This is a genomic window from Streptomyces sp. NPDC048111 (assembly GCF_043202815.1).
Classification (GTDB): Bacteria; Actinomycetota; Actinomycetes; order Streptomycetales; family Streptomycetaceae; genus Streptomyces.
The window spans coordinates 224,596-244,950 of record NZ_JBIDBD010000008.1 but is presented as its reverse complement, the minus strand read 5'-3'; the positions used below and the strand labels follow the sequence as shown (position 1 = coordinate 244,950).

General features: G+C 73.3%; 18 protein-coding genes. 3 read left to right on the top strand and 15 right to left on the bottom strand.

Annotated features, from left to right (window positions below):
* Window positions 1–7: 7 nt before the first annotated feature.
* The 8 genes from ACGF3I_RS17090 to infC form a co-directional block, all read right to left on the bottom strand.
* Window positions 8–1,348, bottom strand: coding sequence for a transcriptional regulator (locus tag ACGF3I_RS17090; protein WP_393132689.1), 1,341 nt, complete (start codon window positions 1,346–1,348; stop codon window positions 8–10).
* 341 nt (window positions 1,349–1,689) lie between these two features.
* A complete protein-coding gene (gene pheT / locus ACGF3I_RS17085; RefSeq protein WP_393132687.1) occupies window positions 1,690–4,218 on the bottom strand; it encodes a phenylalanine--tRNA ligase subunit beta in 2,529 nt (842 codons plus the stop codon).
* Window positions 4,218–5,342 carry a phenylalanine--tRNA ligase subunit alpha gene (gene pheS / locus ACGF3I_RS17080; RefSeq protein WP_393132685.1) on the bottom strand — a complete coding sequence of 375 codons (1,125 nt, stop codon included), beginning with the start codon at window positions 5,340–5,342 and terminating at the stop codon, window positions 4,218–4,220. Before pheS ends, pheT begins: the two co-directional genes overlap by 1 nt.
* A 147-nt stretch (window positions 5,343–5,489) precedes the next feature.
* Window positions 5,490–6,614 (bottom strand): ATP-binding protein, encoded by a 1,125-nt coding sequence (locus ACGF3I_RS17075; RefSeq protein WP_393132683.1) that lies wholly within the window; start codon window positions 6,612–6,614, stop codon window positions 5,490–5,492.
* A gap of 56 nt (window positions 6,615–6,670) precedes the next feature.
* Window positions 6,671–7,525: a TrmH family RNA methyltransferase gene (locus ACGF3I_RS17070; protein ID WP_393132681.1), complete on the bottom strand. Its 855-nt coding sequence runs from the start codon at window positions 7,523–7,525 to the stop codon at window positions 6,671–6,673.
* 185 nt (window positions 7,526–7,710) lie between these two features.
* The gene (rplT, locus tag ACGF3I_RS17065; RefSeq protein WP_003970214.1) at window positions 7,711–8,094 is read right to left on the bottom strand and encodes a 50S ribosomal protein L20; all 384 of its coding nucleotides are present in this window, start codon (window positions 8,092–8,094) and stop codon (window positions 7,711–7,713) included.
* A gap of 104 nt (window positions 8,095–8,198) precedes the next feature.
* Entirely contained in the window at window positions 8,199–8,393 is a 195-nt protein-coding gene (gene rpmI / locus ACGF3I_RS17060) for a 50S ribosomal protein L35 (RefSeq protein ID WP_030754426.1), read from the bottom strand.
* Window positions 8,394–8,496: 103 nt separating this feature from the next.
* Entirely contained in the window at window positions 8,497–9,189 is a 693-nt protein-coding gene (infC, locus tag ACGF3I_RS17055) for a translation initiation factor IF-3 (RefSeq protein ID WP_393132679.1), read from the bottom strand.
* 350 nt (window positions 9,190–9,539) lie between these two features.
* Here infC and ACGF3I_RS17050 point away from each other — a divergent pair, with 350 nt between their 5' ends.
* Window positions 9,540–9,899, top strand: a complete 360-nt coding sequence (locus tag ACGF3I_RS17050) for a DUF1844 domain-containing protein (RefSeq protein ID WP_393132677.1) — start codon at window positions 9,540–9,542, stop codon at window positions 9,897–9,899.
* 40 nt (window positions 9,900–9,939) lie between these two features.
* On the opposite strand, the gene ACGF3I_RS17045 is transcribed toward ACGF3I_RS17050, so the two are convergent.
* The 3 genes from ACGF3I_RS17045 to ACGF3I_RS17035 are packed head-to-tail and all read right to left on the bottom strand — an operon-like array spanning window position 9,940 to window position 12,997.
* Window positions 9,940–10,668, bottom strand: a complete 729-nt coding sequence (locus ACGF3I_RS17045; RefSeq protein WP_393132675.1) for an SseB family protein — start codon at window positions 10,666–10,668, stop codon at window positions 9,940–9,942.
* 50 nt (window positions 10,669–10,718) lie between these two features.
* On the bottom strand, window positions 10,719–11,960 hold the full coding sequence (gene mycP, locus ACGF3I_RS17040) for a type VII secretion-associated serine protease mycosin (protein WP_393132673.1): 1,242 nt from the start codon (window positions 11,958–11,960) through the stop codon (window positions 10,719–10,721).
* Window positions 11,957–12,997: a hypothetical protein gene (locus ACGF3I_RS17035; protein WP_393132671.1), complete on the bottom strand. Its 1,041-nt coding sequence runs from the start codon at window positions 12,995–12,997 to the stop codon at window positions 11,957–11,959. The genes mycP and ACGF3I_RS17035 overlap by 4 nt, the downstream gene beginning before the upstream one ends.
* Before the next feature lie 159 nt (window positions 12,998–13,156).
* Between ACGF3I_RS17035 and ACGF3I_RS17030 the strand changes: the two genes are divergently transcribed.
* Entirely contained in the window at window positions 13,157–14,359 is a 1,203-nt protein-coding gene (locus ACGF3I_RS17030; protein ID WP_393132669.1) for an amino acid deaminase/aldolase, read from the top strand.
* Between the two features lie 108 nt (window positions 14,360–14,467).
* On the opposite strand, the gene ACGF3I_RS17025 is transcribed toward ACGF3I_RS17030, so the two are convergent.
* The 4 genes from ACGF3I_RS17025 to ACGF3I_RS17010 form a co-directional block, all read right to left on the bottom strand.
* The gene (locus ACGF3I_RS17025; RefSeq protein WP_393132667.1) at window positions 14,468–15,757 is read right to left on the bottom strand and encodes an HAD family hydrolase; all 1,290 of its coding nucleotides are present in this window, start codon (window positions 15,755–15,757) and stop codon (window positions 14,468–14,470) included.
* A 118-nt stretch (window positions 15,758–15,875) separates the two neighbouring features.
* Window positions 15,876–16,691: a 3-oxoacyl-ACP reductase gene (locus ACGF3I_RS17020; protein ID WP_393132665.1), complete on the bottom strand. Its 816-nt coding sequence runs from the start codon at window positions 16,689–16,691 to the stop codon at window positions 15,876–15,878.
* Between the two features lie 6 nt (window positions 16,692–16,697).
* Window positions 16,698–18,068: an aldehyde dehydrogenase family protein gene (locus ACGF3I_RS17015; protein WP_393132663.1), complete on the bottom strand. Its 1,371-nt coding sequence runs from the start codon at window positions 18,066–18,068 to the stop codon at window positions 16,698–16,700.
* A gap of 8 nt (window positions 18,069–18,076) precedes the next feature.
* Complete coding sequence (locus ACGF3I_RS17010) at window positions 18,077–19,441, bottom strand: glutamine synthetase family protein (protein WP_393132661.1); 1,365 nt, start codon at window positions 19,439–19,441, stop codon at window positions 18,077–18,079.
* 77 nt (window positions 19,442–19,518) lie between these two features.
* Here ACGF3I_RS17010 and ACGF3I_RS17005 point away from each other — a divergent pair, with 77 nt between their 5' ends.
* Complete coding sequence (locus tag ACGF3I_RS17005) at window positions 19,519–20,271, top strand: FadR/GntR family transcriptional regulator (protein WP_393132659.1); 753 nt, start codon at window positions 19,519–19,521, stop codon at window positions 20,269–20,271.
* The last annotated feature ends 84 nt before the right edge of the window (window positions 20,272–20,355 follow it).

Here is a 20,355-nt window from a genome sequence, read left to right as displayed (position 1 = left end):
CTGACGGTTACAGGGGAACGCGAAGCGCCCCGTCGATCAGCTCGGCGGCCTCGGTGGCGCCGGCGCAACCGCTCTCGATCAGGTGCTCGCGCACCACCCGCAGCCGGTCACGCAAACGCTGCGACTCCATCCCCCGGGCCCGCTCCGCCATCTCGACCGCGGTGGCCACGGCCCGGTCGGCGTCGCCCTGGCGCAGCTCGATCTGGGCGAGCATCGCAAGGCGGTGCACCCTGCCCCTGTCGTGGGAGGGCTCGTCGGCCGCGAGGGCGGCCTGTTCGCGCGCGGCCGTCAGATCGCCGAGGCTGAGCAGCGCCTCCGCCACCTGGACGTTGACGAGGCCCGGCTGGACGTAACCGGTCTCGGCCGGCTCCTGGCCGGGCCTGATCCGGCCGGCCGCCGTCTCGGCGCTCCTGATCGAGGACAGCGCGCTGTGCCCGTCGCCCAGGTGCGCGTACGCCTTGGCCTGCATCGCGTGCAGATCGGATGCGAGCGCGGGGCTCAGCCGGCCGCCCGCCGCCCGCAGGGCCGCCTCCGCGAAGGCGACCGACTGGCGGTAGTCCCGCATGAAGAGCGACTGGTTGACGAGCAGCGCGATGACATAGGCCCCAAGTCCCCTGTCGCCACTGGCCTTCGCGAGCCGCAGCGCCTGGTGGAAGTAGCGCTGGGCGAGCCCCTGGGCGTTGGAGTCGTAGGCGCAGATCCCGGCGATGGCCACCAACCCCCCGGTGGCGCGGTGCAGTTGGCGCCCGGTGGCATCGGTGTAGCCGCCGCGCAGCAGCGGGGCGGTCTCGGCGTTGAGGAAGCCGACGATGCGCGCGCGCGTCGCGATCCCGCCCGCCTTGCGGTACATCAGCTCGTAGTGCTCGCGCGCCGAGCGCAGCATCTCGATGTCGCACGCGTACACGGCCGTCTGACCGTCGCGGGAGACATCGGTGTCCTCCGGCGGGTTCTCCCACTCCCACACGGGCATGACGGCCGGGGTGCCGGTCACCGCGGGCGCGTCGAGTATGTGCGCGCGCTGCTGTTCGTCCGAGCGCCACAGGGCGGTGGCCCGCTCCACGAACCCGGCGAGCGGAGAGCCGTGCGCGCAGGACGGCTCCCCCGGCACGCCGAGGCCGATGTCGTCGAGGGTGACCCGGCGCCTGAGGCGTCCGGCGAGCACCTCGCAGATCAGGTCGGGCACCTGGCCGCGGGGCCGCTGGCCCTTCAACCACCGCGCCACCGCGGTGTGTTCGTACCTGAGGACGAGGCCTCTGGCGCGTCCTGCCTGGTTCACCCGGGCGGCGAGCCCGGCGTTCGAGATCCCCGCCTCGTCCACCAGGGCGTCGAGCAGGGTATTGGGCTGCATGGGGCCCTCCGTCGGCTCGGTGCGGCCAGCGTAGTCGAGCCCGGTTCACACGGGGTGTGAAGCGAATGCCCGCATTTATGCGCCGCGCTCTCTGCCCACGAGCGTCCCCAGTCGGTTGACTCTGAACCGCCTCGCAACGAGGCGACCGGGCCGCCGGCTCCCCCTCGAACAGTGCGGCGGTCCGATCCCGGCGCCGTCCGCCCTGTCCGCGCTGCCCGGCACTCCCGGCAGGGCGGCGGCGCCCCGTACACCACGCGAGGCGGACGCACGAGAGCGCGAAGACGACGAGAGGGGCGCCCCGGGATTCCCGGAGCGCCCCTCTCGTCGTATGCGGGTGGGGCTCACGCCCCGCGCAGCACCGCGCCCGTGGACTCGGCGGCGCGGGTCACCGCGGCGTCGCGGGCGGCCGAGGCCTCCTCGACGGTCAGGGTGCGGTCGGCGGCACGGAAGCGCAGCGCGTAGGCGAGGGACTTCTTGCCCGCGCCGGTCTGCTCACCGCTGTAGACGTCGAACAGCCGGATGGACTCCAGGAGTTCACCGGCGCCGGCGCGCAGCGCGTTCTCCACCGCGGCGGCCGGGACCGAGGCGTCCACGACGAGCGCGACGTCCTGGGTCGCCACCGGGAAGGTGGAGATCGACGGGGCCTGGACCACGCCCCCGCCGGCCCGCTCCAGGGCGTCGAGGTCGAGTTCCATGGCGCAGCTGCGGGCGGGCAGGCCGAACGCCTTGACGACGCGCGGGTGCAGCTCGCCCGCGTGCCCCACGAGGGTCTTGACGCCCTCGGGGAACACGTACAGCTCGGCGCAGCGGCCCGGGTGCCAGGGGCCGTACTGGCCCTGCTCCACGGCGAGTTCGAGCCCGGCCTCGGCGGCCACCGCGCGCGCCGCCTCGATGGCGTCGGCCCAGTCGGCCGCGCGGCCCTTGCCCCACCAGCCGGCCTGCTCGCGCGCACCGGCGAGGACGGCGCCCACGTGCCGCGGCTGCACGGGCAGCACGGCGTCGAGGGAGGCGATCTCCTCGTCGGTGGGGCGGCGGTCGACGGGCAGCCGGGCGGCGACGCCCGGGGTCGTCGACGGGTGGAAGACCAGGCCCGTCTCGAACAGGGCCAGATCGTGGCTGCCGCGGCCCACGTTGCGGCGCAGCGTGGCGAGCAGGCCCGGCAGCAGCGTGGTGCGCAGCGCCGGCTCCTCGTCGCTGAGCGGGTTGACCAGCTTCACGACGGAGCGGTTGGCGTCGTCCCGGTCGAGACCGAGCTGGTCGAAGACCGACTCGGCGACGAAGGGGTAGCTCGGCGCCTCGGTGAAGCCGGCGCCGGCGAGCGCCCGGCCGACCCTGCGGTGCAGGCGCTGACGCTCCGTCAGGCCACGGCCGGCGGGCGGCTTGGGCAGCGTGGAGGGCAGGTTGGCGTAGCCCTCCAGGCGGATGACCTCTTCGGCCAGGTCATTCGGCTCGGTGAGGTCGGGGCGCCAGGACGGCACGGTGACGACGAGCTCGTCCTGCCCGTACGCGTCGCAGCCGACCTCCTGGAGGCGGCGCACGACGGTCTCACGGCCGTACTCGATGCCCGCGACGCGGTCCGGGTGGTCGGCGCGCATCGCGATGCTGCGCGGCGCGGACGGCGAGACGATCTCGGTGACGCCGGCCTCGGCCGTGCCGCCCGCGAGCAGCACGAGCAGGTCCACGGTCCGCTGGGCGGCGGCCGCGGCGGCCTGCGGGTCGACCCCGCGCTCGAAGCGCCTGGACGCCTCGGAGGTCAGCTTGTGGCGGCGCGCGGTGCGGGCGATGGCGACCGCGTCGAAGTGCGCGGCCTCGACGACGACCTCGGTGGTGCCCTTGACCTCGCCGGTCTCGGGGTCCGTGACGGAGTCGGCGATCTCGGTGTTGGCTCCGCCCATCACACCGGCCAGGCCGATGGGGCCCCGGTCGTCGGTGATGACGAGATCGGCGGCGTCCAGCTTGCGCTTGGTGCCGTCCAGGGTGGTGAGCAGCTCGCCCGGCTCGGCACGGCGGACGCCGATGGCACCCTCGACCAGGCTGCGGTCGTAGGCGTGCAGCGGCTGGCCGAGCTCGATCATCACGTAGTTGGTGATGTCGACGGCGAGCGAGATCGGACGCATCCCGGCCTTCTGCAGCCGGCGCTGCAGCCAGATCGGGGAGCGGGCCTCGGGGTCGAGACCGGTCACGGTGCGCGCGGTGAAGCGGTCGCAGCCGATCGGGTCGGCGACCTTGACCGGGTAGCCGTAGGAGTTGGGCGCGGGCACGTCGAGCAGCGCCGGGTCGCGCAGCGGCAGACCGTAGGCGATGGCCGTCTCGCGCGCGACGCCGCGCATCGACAGGCAGTCGCCGCGGTTGGCGGTGACCGCGATGTCGAGGACCTCGTCGACGAGTTCGAGCAGCGCGATGGCGTCGGTGCCGACCTCGTGCTCCGGGGGCAGCACGATGATGCCGCCCGTGGTGTCCGGCCCCATGCCCAGCTCGTCGCTGGAGCAGATCATGCCGTGCGAGGTCCTGCCGTACGTCTTGCGCGCGGCGATCGCGAAGTCGCCGGGCAGCACCGCGCCGGGCAGTACCACGACGACCTTGTCGCCGACGGCGAAGTTGCGGGCGCCGCAGACGATCTCCTGCGGCTCACCGGTGCCGTTGGCCCGGCCGACGTCGACGGTGCAGAAGCGGATGGGCTTCTTGAAGCCCTCCAGCTCCTCGATGGTGAGCACCTTGCCGACGACGAGCGGGCCCTTGAGCCCGGCGCCGAGCTGCTCGACGGTCTCGACCTCAAGACCGCAGTCGACCAGCTTGGCCTGCACGTCGCGGCCGGTCTCGGTGGCGGGGAGATCGACGTACTCCCGCAGCCAGGAAAGCGGGACCCGCATCAGATCTCCATCCCGAACGGCCGGGTGAACCGGACGTCACCCTCGACCATGTCTCGCATGTCTTCTACGTTGTGGCGGAACATCAGCATCCGCTCGATGCCGAAGCCGAAGGCGAACCCGCTGTACTTCTCGGCGTCCACACCGCAGGCGGTCAGCACCTTGGGGTTGACCATGCCGCAGCCGCCGAGCTCGATCCAGCCCTCGGAGGAGCAGGTGCGGCAGGGCCGGTCCGGGTTGCCGACGGACGCGCCGCGGCAGACGTAGCAGACCATGTCCATCTCGGCGGACGGCTCGGTGAAGGGGAAGAAGTTCGGCCGCAGCCGGGTCTCGATGCCTTCGCCGAAGAGCGCCTTGACCATGTGGTCCAGGGTGCCCTTGAGGTCGGCCATGGTCAGGCCCTCGTCCACGGCGAGCAGCTCGACCTGGCGGAAGACCGGGCTGTGCGTGGCGTCCAGCTCGTCGGTGCGGTACACCCGGCCGGGGCAGATCACGTACACCGGAGGCTCGCGGTCGAGCATCGAGCGGATCTGCACGGGCGAGGTGTGGGTGCGCAGCACGACGCCGGAGTTGGCCGACGCCCCCTCGGGGCCCTGCACGAAGAAGGTGTCGTGCTCGGTGCGGGCCGGGTGGTCGGGGCCGATGTTGAGCGCGTCGAAGGTGAACCACTCGGCCTCGGCCTCGGGGCCCTCGGCGACCTCGTAGCCCATGGCCACGAAGACGTCCTCGATGCGCTCGGAGAGCGTGGTCAGCGGGTGGCGCGCGCCGGCCGGTACGCGGTCGTGGGGCAGGGTGACGTCCACCGCCTCCTCGACCAGGACCCGGGCGTCCCGCTCGTCCTCCAGCTCGGCCTGGCGCGCGGCCAGGGCCTTGTTCACGGCGCCGCGGGCCATGCCCACGAGCTTGCCGGCGGCGGCCTTGGCCTGCGGCGGCAGCGCGCCGATCTCGCGGTTGGCGAGCGAGAGGGGCGAGGTGCCACCGGCGTGCGCGGTCTTCGCCTGGGCGAGCGCGTCGAGGTCGCCGGCGGCGGCGAAGGCGGCGAGCGCCTCGTCCCGCATGCGCTCGATCTCTTCCGGTTTCAGTGCCTCGACCTCGACAGGGTCGTACGACTTATTGGGTGCCGACATCTCTTCCCGTGCTTCCGATCGTCTTGGCTGGGGTCCCCGCGACCGCGACAGCGATACCGCGATAGCGCGCGGACACAAACGCGCCAAAGGTCGAGTCTAACGGGGTGCGGGAACGCGGATGCGCCCGTGGGCGGCCCGGGGGGCGATCTACTGGAGATACGCCGGGGCGCCGACGGGCAGGACAAAGCGGAACTGGGCCCCGCCGCCGGGGCCGCGCCCCACCGTGATGGTGCCGCCGTGCGCCTCGACGATGCCCTTGACGATGTACAGGCCGAGCCCGGTCCCGCCGCGCTTGCTCCCCCGCCAGAAGCGGGTGAAGACACGGCCCATCGACTCCTCGGGGATGCCGGGACCTTCGTCGCTCACGGTGACGGCCGTTCCCTTCTCGTCGTGCTCGTCGATGCGCAGGGGTGCCGGCGCCACCTCAATGGTGACGGTTCCCTCGCCGTGGCGCACCGCGTTTTCCAGCAGGTTGCCGAGCACCTGGTCGATCTTGTCGGGGTCCGCCCACAGATCGGGCAGCGGCCCCCCGATGCGGACCAGGAAGCGGTCGGCCCGCTGCCCCGAGGCGACGTGGGCCTGGAGGTGGCGCTCGACGGCGGCCGGGACGTCGACCGGCTGGCGGCGCACTTCGAGGCGGCCCGAGTCGATGCGGGAGATGTCGAGCAGTTCGGCGATGAGCCGGGTGACGCGGTTGGCGTCGGCGTCGACGGTCTCCAGCATGAGGCGCTTCTGGTCGTCCGTGAACCGCTCCCACTTGGCGAGCAGGGTCGCGGTGAAGCCCTTCACGGAGGTCAGCGGGGAGCGCAGTTCGTGGGCGACGGTGGCGATGAGCTCGGCGTGCGAGCGTTCGGTACGACGCCTGGCCTCGGTGGAGCGCAGGCTCACCACGACCCGGCACACCGGCCCGGTCGGCCGCTCGCGCACGTACCGGGCGGAGACGAGCACCTCGCGTCCGCCGGGCAGCAGCAGGTTGCGTTCGGGCTGGCCGACCCGGATGGCGAGACCGCCGTAGGGGTCGGTGAGCTGCCACCAGCGGCGGCCCTTGAGGTCTTCCAGGGGCAGCGCCCGCTCCAGGGGCAGGCCCAGCGCCTCGTGCCGGGGGACCGCGGTGATCCGTACGGCGGCGGCGTTGAAGCAGACCACCCGCCCGGTGTCGTCGGCCACCACGATGCCGTCGGGCAGGTCGTCCGGGTCGAAGCCGAGGACGTCAGGAGGGCCGGACGGATGCAGCGCGGTGCCGTTGCCGATGCCGCTCATGCCGACAGCCATCCCCGTACCCCACCTCTCCGGAGCAATGAGTGGGCGCCCCCGAGCCCGCCACCCTACTAGGAGGAGGTGACGGAGCGGCACCCTCCGGGAGCACGCTGCGCACGGGCGGAGCCGTAGAGGCACACCGCGGCGGCGGTCGCGAGGTTCAGGCTCTCGGCCTTTCCGTGGATGGGCACGCGCACCACGGCGTCCGCGAGCGCGCGGGTCTCCTCGGGCAGGCCCCAGGCCTCGTTGCCGAAGATCCAGGCGGTGGGCCCGCCCATGCTGCCCGCGTCGAGTTCCGCGTCGAGGTCGTCCTCGCCCGCCCCGTCGGCCGCCAGGACGCGTACGCCCGCGTCCCGCAGGCCCTGGACGGCCTGTTCGACGGGGACGCCGACGGCGACCGGCAGATGGAAGAGCGAACCGACCGAGGCGCGCACGGACTTGGGGTTGTAGAGGTCGACGGAGGCGTCGGTGAGGACGACGGCGTCGGCGCCGGCCGCGTCCGCGCAGCGCAGCACGGTGCCCGCGTTCCCCGGGTCGCGGACGTGCGCGAGCACGGCGACCAGCTTCGGGCCGGCCGCGAGGATCTCCTCGAACGGGGAGTCCAGGAAGCGGCAGACCCCGACCAGACCCTGCGGGGTGACGGTCTGGGAGACCTCGGCCAGCACCTCGTCGTCGGCGTAGTGCACCCGGGCGCCCGCCCGGTGGGCGGCGTCCACGATGTCGGCGTAGCGCTCGGCGGCCTCGACGGTGGTGAACAGCTCGATCAGGGTGGGCTCGCCGCCGCTGCGGTGCTCGACGGCCTCGCGCACGGCCTGGGGGCCCTCGGCGATGAACCGGCGTTCCTTGCCACGGAAGCCCCGCCGGGCGAGCCTGCGGGCGGCGGCGACGCGCGGGGAACGCGGGGAGATCAGCTCGGGGGTGGGCATGTACTCGCGGTCTCTCTACGAGGGGGCGGGGGTCCGTCCCCGCCGGGGGCGCGGGGCGCGCCGTGCGACCGGCCACACACCACCCGCGGACAGGAGCGGGGCCCGGCGGACCGGGCCTCAAGAACGCACGGACCCGCAGGCCATCGGCCTGCGGGTCCGGTCCGGCTCAACAAACCGTCAGGCGCTTACGCGGCCTTCGGGGCGTTGACGTCGCTCGGAAGCGCCTTCTGGGCCACCTCGACGAGCGCGGCGAACGCGTTCGCGTCGTTGACCGCGAGCTCGGCCAGGATCTTGCGGTCCACCTCGATGTTGGCGGCCTTCAGACCCTGGATGAGGCGGTTGTACGTCATGCCGTTCTGGCGGGCAGCGGCGTTGATGCGCTGGATCCACAGCTGACGGAAGTCGCCCTTGCGCTTCTTGCGGTCGTTGTAGTTGTAGACCAGCGAGTGGGTGACCTGCTCCTTGGCCTTGCGGTACAGGCGCGAACGCTGACCGCGGTAGCCGGAGGCCGCCTCGAGGATCGCCCGGCGCTTCTTGTGGGCGTTGACTGCCCGCTTGACGCGTGCCACTTGTTAACTCCTTGTAGCGGGGCCGTGGTTGGACTCACACGGCCCGAAATCGAATAGGTCCCGGTCTCGACGTTCCGCCTCCGGGGCGCGGAGGCGGAGGAACGTCACTTGCCGAGAAGCTTCTTGATCTTCTTGGCGTCGCCCGGGGCCATCTCGGCGTTGCCGGTGAGGCGACGCGTCAGCTTGGACGACTTGTGCTCGAGCAGGTGGCGCTTGCCGGCACGCTCACGGAGCACCTTGCCGGAGCCGGTGATCTTGAAGCGCTTGCTGGCACCGCTGTGCGACTTGTTCTTCGGCATAGCGCCGTTATCTCCTCGTCAGTGGCGCCCCCAGCCGGTCCGGGGACCGGCGCTCGGGAGCGTCATGTATGTCGGTTGATTTCCGGAACGGGCTGTCCCGGAATCAGGCCTCGGCGGGGTGTTCCTCGGCCACGGCCTCGGCGGCGGGCGCCTCGGCGACGGTCTCGTCCTGGGCGGACTCCTCCGTCTGGGCCGAGTGACCCTGACGCTCGGCCTTGCGGGCCGCCTGGGCCTCGCGAGCCTCGGCCATTGCCTCGGTCTTCTTCTTGTGCGGACCGAGAACCATGATCATGTTCCGGCCGTCCTGCTTCGGGCTGGACTCGATGAAGCCGAGTTCCTCCACGTCCGAGGCGAGGCGCTGGAGCAGTCGGTAGCCGAGCTCCGGCCGGGACTGCTCACGACCACGGAACATGATCGTGATCTTGACCTTGTCGCCCTGCTTGAGGAACCGGACGACGTGACCCTTCTTGGTGTCATAGTCGTGCGGGTCGATCTTCGGCCGGAGCTTCATCTCCTTGATGACCGTGTGCGCCTGGTTCTTGCGCGCCTCACGGGCCTTCATGGCCGACTCGTACTTGAACTTCCCGTAGTCCATGAGCTTGCACACGGGCGGACGGGCGGTCGCCGCGACCTCGACCAGGTCGAGGTCGTACTCCTGGGCGAGCTCCAGGGCCTTGGCAAGCGGAACGATTCCGACCTGCTCGCCGCTGGGGCCGACAAGTCGCACCTCGGGAACGCGAATCCGGTCGTTGATGCGGGGCTCGGCGCTGATGGATCCTCCTCGGTAGCACCACACGACTGTCTGGCAGACAGCCGCGTACGTCTCTGATGACGTGACCAACCGCCACGAGCACAAAAAATGCCCCGGGACGGACACAGGCGGGGCTCCAAGAAAACCGGAACACCGCCGCGGGTCCACCGCGGGGCGCACATCGGGCGGCTCCATCGTCCGTACGGAACGATGGGGGCCACCTGACCGGATGACCCGCCTCCCGTGAGGGTGGTCGGGTGGGAGATCGGAGCCTCCACTTGTGGGCCGGGCACACGTGCCTGGCCGGTCGTTACACAAGGTTAGCAGCAACCGGACGGGCGGGCGAATCGAGTGCGCGGGCGGAGGCGGTCCGCCCACCGCATATCGTGGGGGCCATGAGTGAGACGCCCACCCCTGAGCCCGCAGACTTCGACACCATGGCCCGCGACATCGCGGAGGTCCCGGCGGTCGAGGTGATCGTGACGGTCGCCGTGAACCTGATGAGCGCCGCCGCCGTGAAGCTCGGTCTGACCGAGGAGGGCGACCAGTACAAGGACCTCGACGAGGCCCGCAAGCTCGTGCACGCCCTGGCCGGCCTGCTCGACGCCGGGGCCACCGAGATCTCGTCCTTCCACGCCGCCCCGCTGCGCGACGGCCTCAAGTCGCTCCAGCTGGCCTTCCGCGAGGCCTCCGTCGTGCCCGACGAGCCGGGCAAGGGCCCGGGCGAGAAGTACACGGGCGCCGTCTTCGGCTGACCCCTTCTCCAGCGCCGCACCGACGGGCCGCTCCTCCCCCTCAGCGGGTGAAGAGCGGCTCGTTCGGCTGTGGGGCCCCGGCCGGCAGCACCGCGAGGTCCAGGCCCCGGACCAGCCGGGCCCGCAGCGTCTCGTCGGCGGCGATCAGCTCGGCCACCCGGCGCCCCGCCTCGGCGGGCGCCGCCCCGTCGGCGAGGACCAGCGCGAGCGTGCCGTCCGCGGCGCCGGGGCCGAGGTGGGCGCGGACCACCTCCGGGACGCCGGCCACCGCCGAGCGCACCGCGCCGATCACCGCGGGATCCGTCAGCGGGTCCGCGCTGGTGCGCCCCTCCGCGAGCGCCAGCAGCGCCGCGCCCCTCAGTTCGTACGCCACCGGGCCCGCGAGGTCGATCACCACGGTGTCCGCCTTCTCGTGCACGGCCGCCGCGAGGGCCTGGTGCAGCGGAACGGCGACCGGGCGGGCCGCCGGGTCCCAGCGGGCGAGGGCCTCGGTCGAGGTGAAGGCGGGCAGCGCCGTGCGGTCGCCCGCCTTCAGGGTGGGCACCGCCATGTCACTGGTCTTCTCGCGGGTGAGGCCGTTCTCGTCGGTCTCGCTCTCGCCGAGCACCGCGACCACCGGCACGAGCAGCCGCGCGCCGCGCAGCGCGGCCAGCACCCGCGGCTCGGCCGACCGGTCCTTCGCCCAGGCGGCCAGTGCCTCGGTCAGTTCGGGGGCGGCGGTGCCGTCGTCGTCGGAGAAACCGGAATCCGGAATGTTCTTGAGCGCCACCCGACGAGCCTAACCGGGCGCCTGCCCCGCCCCGCCCACGGCCTCCCGGCTCAGAGCCACTCGCGCGGGGTCCTGACCCGGGTGGAGCGCCAGAGCGCGACCCCGGCCCCGAGCAGCAGGACGCCGCCGGCGGCGGAGAGCGGGGCCAGCCAGTCCGAGGGGTCGGCGGGGGTGGCGGGCGCGTCGGGGCCGGCGCCGAAGTACGTACGGCCGGACGCGGCGGCCTCCGGGCGCGGGGCGGCCGGTTTGAGGCGGGCGGCGGCGGCGAGGGCGGCGGCCGGGTCGATCATGCCGTAGCCGCGGGCGTCGTCGCGGCCCCCGTCGGGGGCGTCGCGGGCGGTGTCCTCCAGGAGCTTCTTGATCTGCGCCGGGGACAGGCCGGGGTGGGCGGACCGCACCAGGGCGACGGCGCCGGAGACGAACGCGGAGGCGGCGCTGGTGCCCCAGCCCTCGTAGTACTTGCGGTCCGGGTCCGCTATGACCACGTCCACGCCGGGCGCGCTGACGGTGGCGTACCAGCGGCGGGTGGAGAACGAGGCATGGGTGCCGTTGCGGTCGACGGCGGCCACCGCGATGACGCCGGGGTAGGCGGCCGGGTAGGAGATGTGGTCGCCCTGGTCGCCCCCGTTGCCCGCGGAGGCCACCACCACGGCGCCCTTGCCGAGCGCGTACTGGATGGCGGCGTCCTCGGCGGGTTCGGGGTGCGCGGAGGCGCTGTCGTCGCCGAGGGAGAGGTTGATGACACCGGCGCCGTTGTCGGCGGCCCAGCGGATGCCGGCGGCGAGCGCGCCGCCCTTGGTCTCGCGGGCCTGCTTGCGGGCCGGGTCGGTGGATTCCAGGATGACCCGGACCGGCAGGATCCTGGCCTGCGGAGCGATGCCGAGCACCCCGGCCCGGTTCCCGGCACCATGGCCGTGACCGGCGATGATGCCGGCCATGGCGGTGCCGTGCCGGGCCCAGTCGCGGCCGCCGGGGCCGGCCCCGAAGCCGATGAGGTCGTTGCCCGGCAGGACCTGCCCGGTGAGGTCGGGGTGGCTGTCGTCGACTCCGGTGTCCAGGACCGCGACGGTGATGCCCCGGCCCTCGCTCGTACGCCACGCCTGCTGGGTGTGCATGGCGGCCAGCTCCCACTGGCGGTCCCGGATGCCGTCGGCGCGGGCCGGGGCGGCGCACAGGAGCAGGGTGAGGACGGCGGCGCAGGCGAGGGCGCCGGTGCGGCGCAGCCGGGCGGCCCCGGGCGTCGGTGCCCGGCGCTGCGCCCGCGGGCCGAACGGGGCGTCTGGGGCGGTCACTTGGCGGGCTCCGGACTCGCGGCGGCCCTCTTGCGCAGGCCGCGTTCGACGGTGTCGGCGATGCCCTTGGCGTCGTGGCCCAGGCCCGCCTCGGCCACCGGCCCGTTCGCCCCGGGCGCGGTGGCCTGTTCGGCGGGCCGGGGCGTGGCCACGGTGCGGCCGTCGGCGAAGCCGGAGGCGGCGGTGACCACCACGGGGGCGTCGGTGAGGACCCGTACCGTCCAGCTCGCGCGCTGCTTGTCGCCGAACGAGGCCGCGTCGGTGCCCTTGACGGGGTAGGCACGCGGCATCAGATCGGTGCGGGTGGCCAGCTTCTCGGTGCTGAACCGGTTCGCCAGGGCGGTCATCGCGGCGGGGTCGGCCTCGGTGAAGACGAGGCCGACGGTGGTCACGCTGCTGTGGGTGGCGTCGGTGTAGGTGGCGCGCACCATGCGGGCGCAGCCCACCGGTTCGAGGACCTTGAGCAGGAGGGGGTCGAGCGCGCCCGCGCAGCCGCTGTCGGGGGCGACCCCGATCCGCGTCCAGGCACGGTCCGCGCCGCCGGGGCCCGCGCCGGTGCCGTGGATGGTGGGCGGGAAGAGCGTGTCGACCGGCACGCTGTGCCACAGGGCGCGGGCGGCGGTGAAGTTGCCGCGGTCCTCGGCCCCGGCGGAGTCGTCGCCCAGCCAGGTGCCCGCGGCGGCCCCGCCGATGAGCCCGATGCCGAGGACCACGCAGACCGCGGCGGCGGCCACCCGCCCCGGGCGGCGCGCCGGTACGGGCCGCAGCGGCCCGGGCTCGTCGGACAGCGGTTCGGGGGGAAGCAGCGGCTTCGGCGGGGCGGACGGCAGCGGGGGTATCGCGGACGGCGACGCCGAAGGGGCGGCCGGCAGCGGAGGTATCTCGGGCGGCCGTGATGCCGAAGGGGCGGGCGGCATCGGGGCGTTGGGGTGGCCGGCGGTGTTGGCGCGGCGGGGGGTGTCCGGCAGGACGGGTCCCGGATCGATCCGCGGGGGCGGGGTCCGAGGAGGCCCGGGGGGTCGTGCGTCGGTGGTCATCCGCCCCCCTCGTGCCCTCTTGCCGTCCAGCTCAGCCCGTTACCGCCAGGCCGTCACTCTACGGGTTGATCCTGTGCGGGCGCAGACCGCCCGGGGGCCCGTGAGATCCGTGCCCGCCCTCCCCTACCTTGTGGTAACCGGTTCTGGCAGGCTTCCGCCATGACACCCCGCGCCGCTGACCGCGCCCGCTACGACCGGGCGACCGCTCATCTCGATGCGCCCGTCGCGATCGTCGATCTGGAGGCGTTCGACGCCAACGCGGCCGACTTGGTCCGCCGGGCGGCGGGCAAACCGATCCGCGTGGCCAGCAAGTCGGTGCGGTGCCGCGCCCTGCTGGAACGCGTGCTGGCGCGGCCCGGGTTCGCCGGGATCATGTCGTTCACGCTCGCCGAGTCGGTGTGGCTGGCGCGGGCCGGGTTCGAGGACGTCCTGCTCGCCTACCCGTCCGCGGACCGGGCCGGCTTCGCCGAGCTGACCTCGGACCCCAAACTGGCGCGGGCCGTGACCGTGATGGTGGACGACCCGGCGCAGCTCGACCTGGTGGACCGGGCGCGCGAGGGCGCCGGCGAGGAGGTGCGGGTCTGCCTGGAGCTGGACACCGCGCTCCAGCTGTTCGGCGGCCGGGTACGCGTCGGCGCCCGCCGCTCCCCGCTGCGCACCCCCGCCCAACTCGCCGAACTGGCCCGCTCGGTGGCGCGCCGGCCGGGGTTCCGGCTCGTGGGCCTGATGGCGTACGAGGGGCACGTGGCCGGGGTCGGCGACGCCGTGGCGGGCAGCCCGCTGCGCTCGCGGGCCATCCGGCTCATGCAGTCGGCGGCCCGCAAGGAGCTGGCGGCGCGGCGGGCCGAAGTGGTGCGCGCGGTACGGGCGGTGGCGCCGGACCTGGAGTTCGTCAACGGCGGCGGCACGGGGAGCGTGCAGCACACCGCGGCCGAGGCGGCGGTGACGGAGATCGCGGCGGGCTCGGGCCTGTACGTGCCGCGGCTCTTCGACAACTACACCTCGTTCAGCGGCCGTCCGGCCGCCCTGTTCGCCCAGCCCGTGGTGCGCCGGCCCGGGGTCGGCGTGGTGACCGTGCTCGGCGGCGGCTATCCGGCCTCGGGCGCGCCCGGCGCGGACCGGCTGCCGGTGCCGTATCTGCCGGAGGGGCTGCGCTACGACCCGCAGGAGGGCGCGGGCGAGGTGCAGACGCCGCTGCTCGGCTCCGCCGCGGACGACCTGCTGATCGGCGACAAGGTGTGGTTCCGGCACGCCAAGGCGGGCGAACTGTGCGAGCGCTTCGAGGAGTTGAGGCTCATCGAGGGTGACCGGGTGACGGCCACCGTGCCGACGTACCGGGGCGAGGGCCGCACCTTCCTGTAGCCCTTCCTGTAGCCCGGCACGCTCGGGCGACGGCGGGCGCCGGCCCCGGCCGGGCGGGGACACCGGCCGGGGCCGGCCCGCTGACGCGCGCCGCCCCGGAAACCGCGTTCAGCCCCCGTACACCGTGTCCCACTGGTCCGGAACGACCGACCCGTCGGCCCGCCGCACGGGGCCCGTGCGGCCGTCGTGGTCGGTGTACGCGGTGCCGGCGCAGGGGTAGGGCGCCGCCTTCCGCCCCTTGGGCTCGATGAACATCGGGTTCACGATCCAGCGGCCGTCGCTGTCGTCGTACGCCCGGCACATCAGCTCGTTCTTGTTGCGGTTCAGGACCAGGCGCAGGCCGGTCGCGTCCCGCAGGAAGGAGACGTCGGTGTCGGAGTCGCCGGCCGCGAACACCTGCCGCCGGCCCGCCGGCTGCACCTTCTCGGCCGCCGCGCCGCGCACCTTGAGGATCTCCTGGTTGATCCAGCAGCGCTTGCCGTCGATGTAGGTGATCATCGAGTCCGCGCCGTCCCGGACCGAGCCGCAGCCCTTGAGGTGTGCGGTGATGCGTCCGTGCTCGGTGGTGGAGCGGATGCCGATCGCGTGGTCCGGGGCCACGCCCGCGCCGCGCGCCCAGGCGTCGACCACCGGCTCGGGCGAGGCCGAGGTGATCCAGACGTCGAAGCCGGCCTTCCGCAGCGTACGGATCAGATCGCGCTGCTGGTCGTAGTAGCGCACCCAGGCCGTCGCTCTGGTGTTGCTGCCCACGGTCTGGACGGCGTCGACGGGCGCCGCCAGGTTCTCGGCGCGTGCCGCGCTCGCGAAGGAGGTGACCTGGGCGGGGGTCCAGCCGCGCAGGAGCTGGGCGAGCCAGGCGTACGAGGGCTCGATGGTGCGCCGGTCGTAACCGGCGAAGGCGGGGGCGCCCGCGCTGGTGGCGCCCTCGCCGTACACCGCGAGGATCTCGTCGGCGCAGCGGGTGTCGGTGGCGGTCGGCAGGGTGGTGGAGGGGCCCGCCGGGCAGGCCGCGGCGAGGGCCCCCGCCGCCTCGTCGCCGAGGTAGCGGCTGGTGGTGTGCCAGTCGCCGTGCGCCGGGCGCCGGATCTTGGAGTGGCGCAGCAGCCAGTACAGGGTGGCGTCGCCTATGTCGTTCTTGACGACGGTGTTGTCCCAGTCGAAGACGGCGAGCGGCCGCTTGCCGTGGCGCGCGCCGGCGCCCGCGCCGCACGTTCCGTAGGTGTCGATCAGGTCCTGGATACGGTCCTGGTTGTCCGCGAACCACCCCTGGCCGACGGTCAGTTGGGGGCAGTGGGCCGGGCGTGCCGCGGCGGCCGGGGCCGCGGCGAGTCCGGCGGCGGCCAGGGACAGGGCCGCGGCGATGACCGCCAGCCTGCGGGCGGTGAGGGACGTGGACACGCGGGAGGACTCCTGTCGTCGGGAAGATCGTCGGGAACGCTAGACGGCACAGCCGGGCGTCGTGCGACGCCCGGCTGCCGGGTGCGTGACCCCCGGGTGAACAACGGGGGCGGTCGGTCTAGAGGGGGGTGACGTACGCGCCGGAGATGCCGCCGTCGACCAGGAAGTCGGTGGCGTTGATGAACGAGGAGTCGTCGCTGGCCAGGAAGGCCACCGCCGCGGCGATCTCGTCGGCCTCGGCGAACCGCCCGGCCGGGATGTGCACCAGACGGCGCGCGGCGCGCTCCGGGTCCTTGGCGAACAGCTCCTGGAGCAGCGGGGTGTTGACCGGCCCCGGGCACAGCGCGTTGACGCGGATGCCCTCGCGGGCGAACTGCACGCCCAGTTCGCGTGACATGGCCAGCACGCCGCCCTTGGACGCGGTGTAGGAGATCTGTGAGGTGGCGGCGCCCATGACGGCCACGAAGGAGGCGGTGTTGATGATGGAGCCGCGGCCCTGGCGCTGCATGTACGGCAGGGCCGCCTTGCAGCACAGGTACACGGAGGTGAGGTTGACCTCCTGGACGCGCCGCCAGGCGTCGAGTCCCGTGGTGAGGATGGAGTCGTCGTCGGGCGGCGAGATGCCCGCGTTGTTGAACGCGATGTCGACGCTGCCATAGGTGTCGAAGGCCGTCTTGAACAGCGCCTCGACCTGCTCCTGGTCGGTGACGTCGACCTGGACGAAGGTGCCGCCGACGGCTTCGGCCGCGGCCTTGCCCGCGCTCGCGTCGATGTCCCCGCACACCACGTTGGCGCCCTCGGCGGCCAGGCGCCTGGCGGTGGCGAGACCGATGCCGCTGCCGGCTCCGGTGATGACGGCGGTCCGGCCGACCAGACGGCGGCAGACGGGGGTCAGGGGGGAGCCCCCCGCGGTCGTTGCGGTGTCGTCGCTCATGTGTGCTCAGGCCTCCGTGCTGATGAAGACGTTCTTGGTCTCGGTGAAGGCGGCCAGCGCGTCGGGGCCGAGCTCACGGCCGAGTCCGGACTGCTTGTAGCCGCCGAAGGGGGTCGAATGACGCACGCTGGAATGGGAGTTGACGGAGAGGTTGCCCGCCGCGACGCCCCGCGAGACGCGCAGCGCGCGGCCGAGGTCGCGGGTCCAGATCGATCCGGACAGCCCGTAGTCGGTGGCGTTGGCGAGCCGGACCGCGTCCGCCTCGTCCTCGAAGGGCAGCACCACGGCCACCGGCCCGAAGACCTCCTCGACGGCGGCGGGCGCGTCCGCGTCCAGACCGGTCAGGACGGTCGGCGGGAACCAGAAGCCGGGCCCCTCGGGCGCGCTGCCGCGCAGCCCCGGAGCGCCGTCGGGGACGTAGCCCCGGACGCGGTCCAGCTGTGCGCGCGAGATCAGCGGGCCCATCTGCGTCTTCTCGTCGGCCGGGTCGCCGACCACGACCTGGGTGAGCGCCGGGCCGAGCAGGTCCATGAAGCGGTCGTAGGCGGTGCGCTGGACCAGGATGCGGGTACGGGCGCAGCAGTCCTGGCCGGAGTTGTCGAGGAAGGACATCGGGGTGGCGGCGGCCGCCGCCTCGATGTCGGCGTCCGCGAAGACGATGTTGGGGCTCTTGCCGCCGAGTTCGAGGGTGACCCGCTTCACGCGCTGGGCGCACGTGGCCATGATCTGCCGGCCGACCCGGCCGGAACCGGTGAACACGATCTTGGCGACGCCGGGGTGCTCCACGAGCGCGTTCCCCGTGACGGGTCCGGCGCCCGGCAGCACCTGGAAGAGCCCTTCGGGCAGCCCCGCCTCCAGGGCGAGTCCGGCCAGGCGCAGCGCGGTGAGCGGGGTGGTCTCGGCGGGCTTGAGGAGCACCGCGTTGCCGGCCGCGAGGGCGGGGGCGGCGCCCCAGGCGGCGATCGGCATGGGGAAGTTCCAGGGGGCGATGACGCCGATCACGCCGAGCGGTTCGAGCAGGGTGATGTCGAGCCCGCCCGCGACCGGGATCTGACGGCCACTCAGGCGCTCCACTCCCCCGGCCGAGAAGTCCAGCAGATCGCGGACGTTGCCCGCCTCCCAGCGGGCGTTGCCGATGGTGTGCCCGGCCTCGCGGACCTCCAGCCCGGCCAGTTCCTCGATGTGCTCGTCGACGACGGCCGCGAAGCGGCGCAGCAGCCGGGCCCGGTCGGCGGGGGCCGCGGCGGCCCAGCCGCGCTGGGCGGCAGCGGCCCGCTGGACCGCGGCGTCCACCTCGGCGGGGGTGGTGCCGGGGACGGTCGCGATCACCTCCTCGGTGGCCGGGTTGAGCACCTGAAGCTCGTACGCAGTGGACAACTCGTTCCTCACAGGCGTTCGAAGGAGCGGCGGAGCTCCCAGTCGGTCACCGCGGCGTCGAACGCGTCGAGTTCGACCCGCGCCATGTTGCGGTAGTGCGCGACGACCTCGTCCCCGAACGCGGCCTTGGCGATGGGGCTGTTCTCCCACAGTTCGGCGGCCTCGCGCAGGGTGGTCGGGACGTGCGCGTAGTCGCCGGCGTAGGCGTTGGAGGTGCAGGCCTCGGGCAGCTCCAGCTCGTTCTCGATGCCGTACAGGCCGGCCGCGACGAGGCCGGCGACGGCCAGGTGCGGGTTGACGTCGCCGCCGGGCAGGCGGTTCTCGAAGCGGGTGCCCGCGCCGTGGCCGACGACCCTGAGCGCGCAGGTGCGGTTGTCGTGGCCCCAGGCGACGGCGGTGGGCGCGAAGGAGCCCGGCTGGAAGCGCTTGTAGGAGTTGATGTTGGGCGCGTACAGGAGGGAGAAGTCGCGCAGCGCGGCGAGCTGTCCGGCCAGGAAGTGGCGCATCACGGGCGACATGGCGCCGGGCCCGTCGCCCGCCATCACGTTGTGGCCGTCGGCGTCGGTGAGCGAGAGGTGGATGTGGCAGGAGTTGCCCTCGCGCTGGTCGTACTTGGCCATGAAGGTGAGCGAGACGCCCTCCTGGGCCGCGATCTCCTTGGCGCCGGTCTTGTAGACGGCGTGCTGGTCGCAGGTGACCAGGGCCTCGTCGTAGCGGAAGACGATCTCGTGCTGGCCGGGGTTGCACTCGCCCTTGGCCGACTCGACGGTCAGACCGGCCGCCTGCATCTCGTTGCGGATGCGGCGCAGGAGCGGCTCGATGCGGCCGGTGCCGAGCACCGAGTAGTCGATGTTGTACTGGTTGGCCGGGGTGAGCCCCTTGTACCCGGCGTCCCAGGCCTGCTCGTAGCTGTCCCGGAAGACGATGAACTCGAGCTCGGTGCCGACCTGGGCGGTGTAGCCGAGCTCCGCGAGGCGCTCCAGCTGGCGGCGCAGGATCTGGCGGGGCGCGGCGACGACCGGGGCACCGTCGTTCCAGGCGAGGTCGGCGATGAGCATCGCGGTGCCCTCGTTCCACGGGACGCGGCGCAGCGTGGCCGCGTCGGGACGCATGGCGAAGTCGCCGTAGCCGCGCTCCCAGGACGACATGGCGTAGCCCTCGACCGTGTTCATCTCGGTGTCGACGGCGAGCAGGTAGTTGCAGCCCTCGGTGCCGTGGGCCAGGACCTCGTCGAGGAAGAACCCGGCGGCGAAGCGCTTGCCCTGCAGCCGCCCTTGCATATCGGGGAAGGCGAGGACGACAGTGTCGATCTCACCGCTCGCGACGAGGGCGCGCAGCTCCTCGATCGCGAGCGGGGGTGTGCGGTCTGCCACGGGAAGCTCCTCCTTGGGTCAGCCGAGAGCCATAAGGTATGGGGTAGGACCATTGATTGGGAAGGGGAAACCACGACGTGGCGAAGAAGATCGACTCGGCGGACCGCCCGGAGGTGCGCGCGCCGGACACGTTCGTCCCCGTCCTGCGGACCGTACGGGCCGGCAACGGCTTCGAGGAAGCGCTGGAGCAGATCCTCCAGCTGCTGCGTCTCGGCCTCGTCCCCGCCGGTGAACGACTGCCCTCCGAACGGGAGTTGGCGGAGCGGATGGGCATCAGCCGGGTCACCCTGCGCGAGGTGCTCAAGGTGCTCCAGGAGCAGGGCCTGGTGGAGAGCAGACGCGGACGCTACGGCGGCACGTTCGTACTGCCCCGCCCGGACGGGGGCGGCGAGGACGAGCTGCGCCGGCGCGTCGCGTCGGTGGACGTGGAGGACGTCCTGCGCTTTCGCGAGGTGCTCGAAGTGGGGGCGGCCGGCCTGTGCGCGGCGAACGGCCTGAGCGAGGAGGGCGCCGGGCGGCTGCGCGCCGCGCTCGCCGCGACGCACGACGCCGAGCTCACCGACTACCGCCGCCAGGACACGCTGCTCCACCTCACCCTGGCCGAGCTGTCCGGATCCCCCTCGCTCACCGCCCAGTACGCGGCGGTGCGGGCGACCGTGAACGACCTCCTGGACTGCATCCCGCTCCTGGTGCGCAACCTGGAGCACTCCCAGCACCAGCACACGGCGCTGGTCGAGGCGGTCCTGGACGGGGACGCCGACGGCGCGCGCGAAGTGATGCGGGAGCACTGCGGCGGTACGGCGGCGCTGCTGCGCGGCTTCCTCACCTGAGCCGGTCCGTGCGCCACGGCCCGGGTCCGCCTCCCTCTTTCCTCCCTCCCCCGCACCCGCGGTTTCGCGCACACCCCTTGCGCA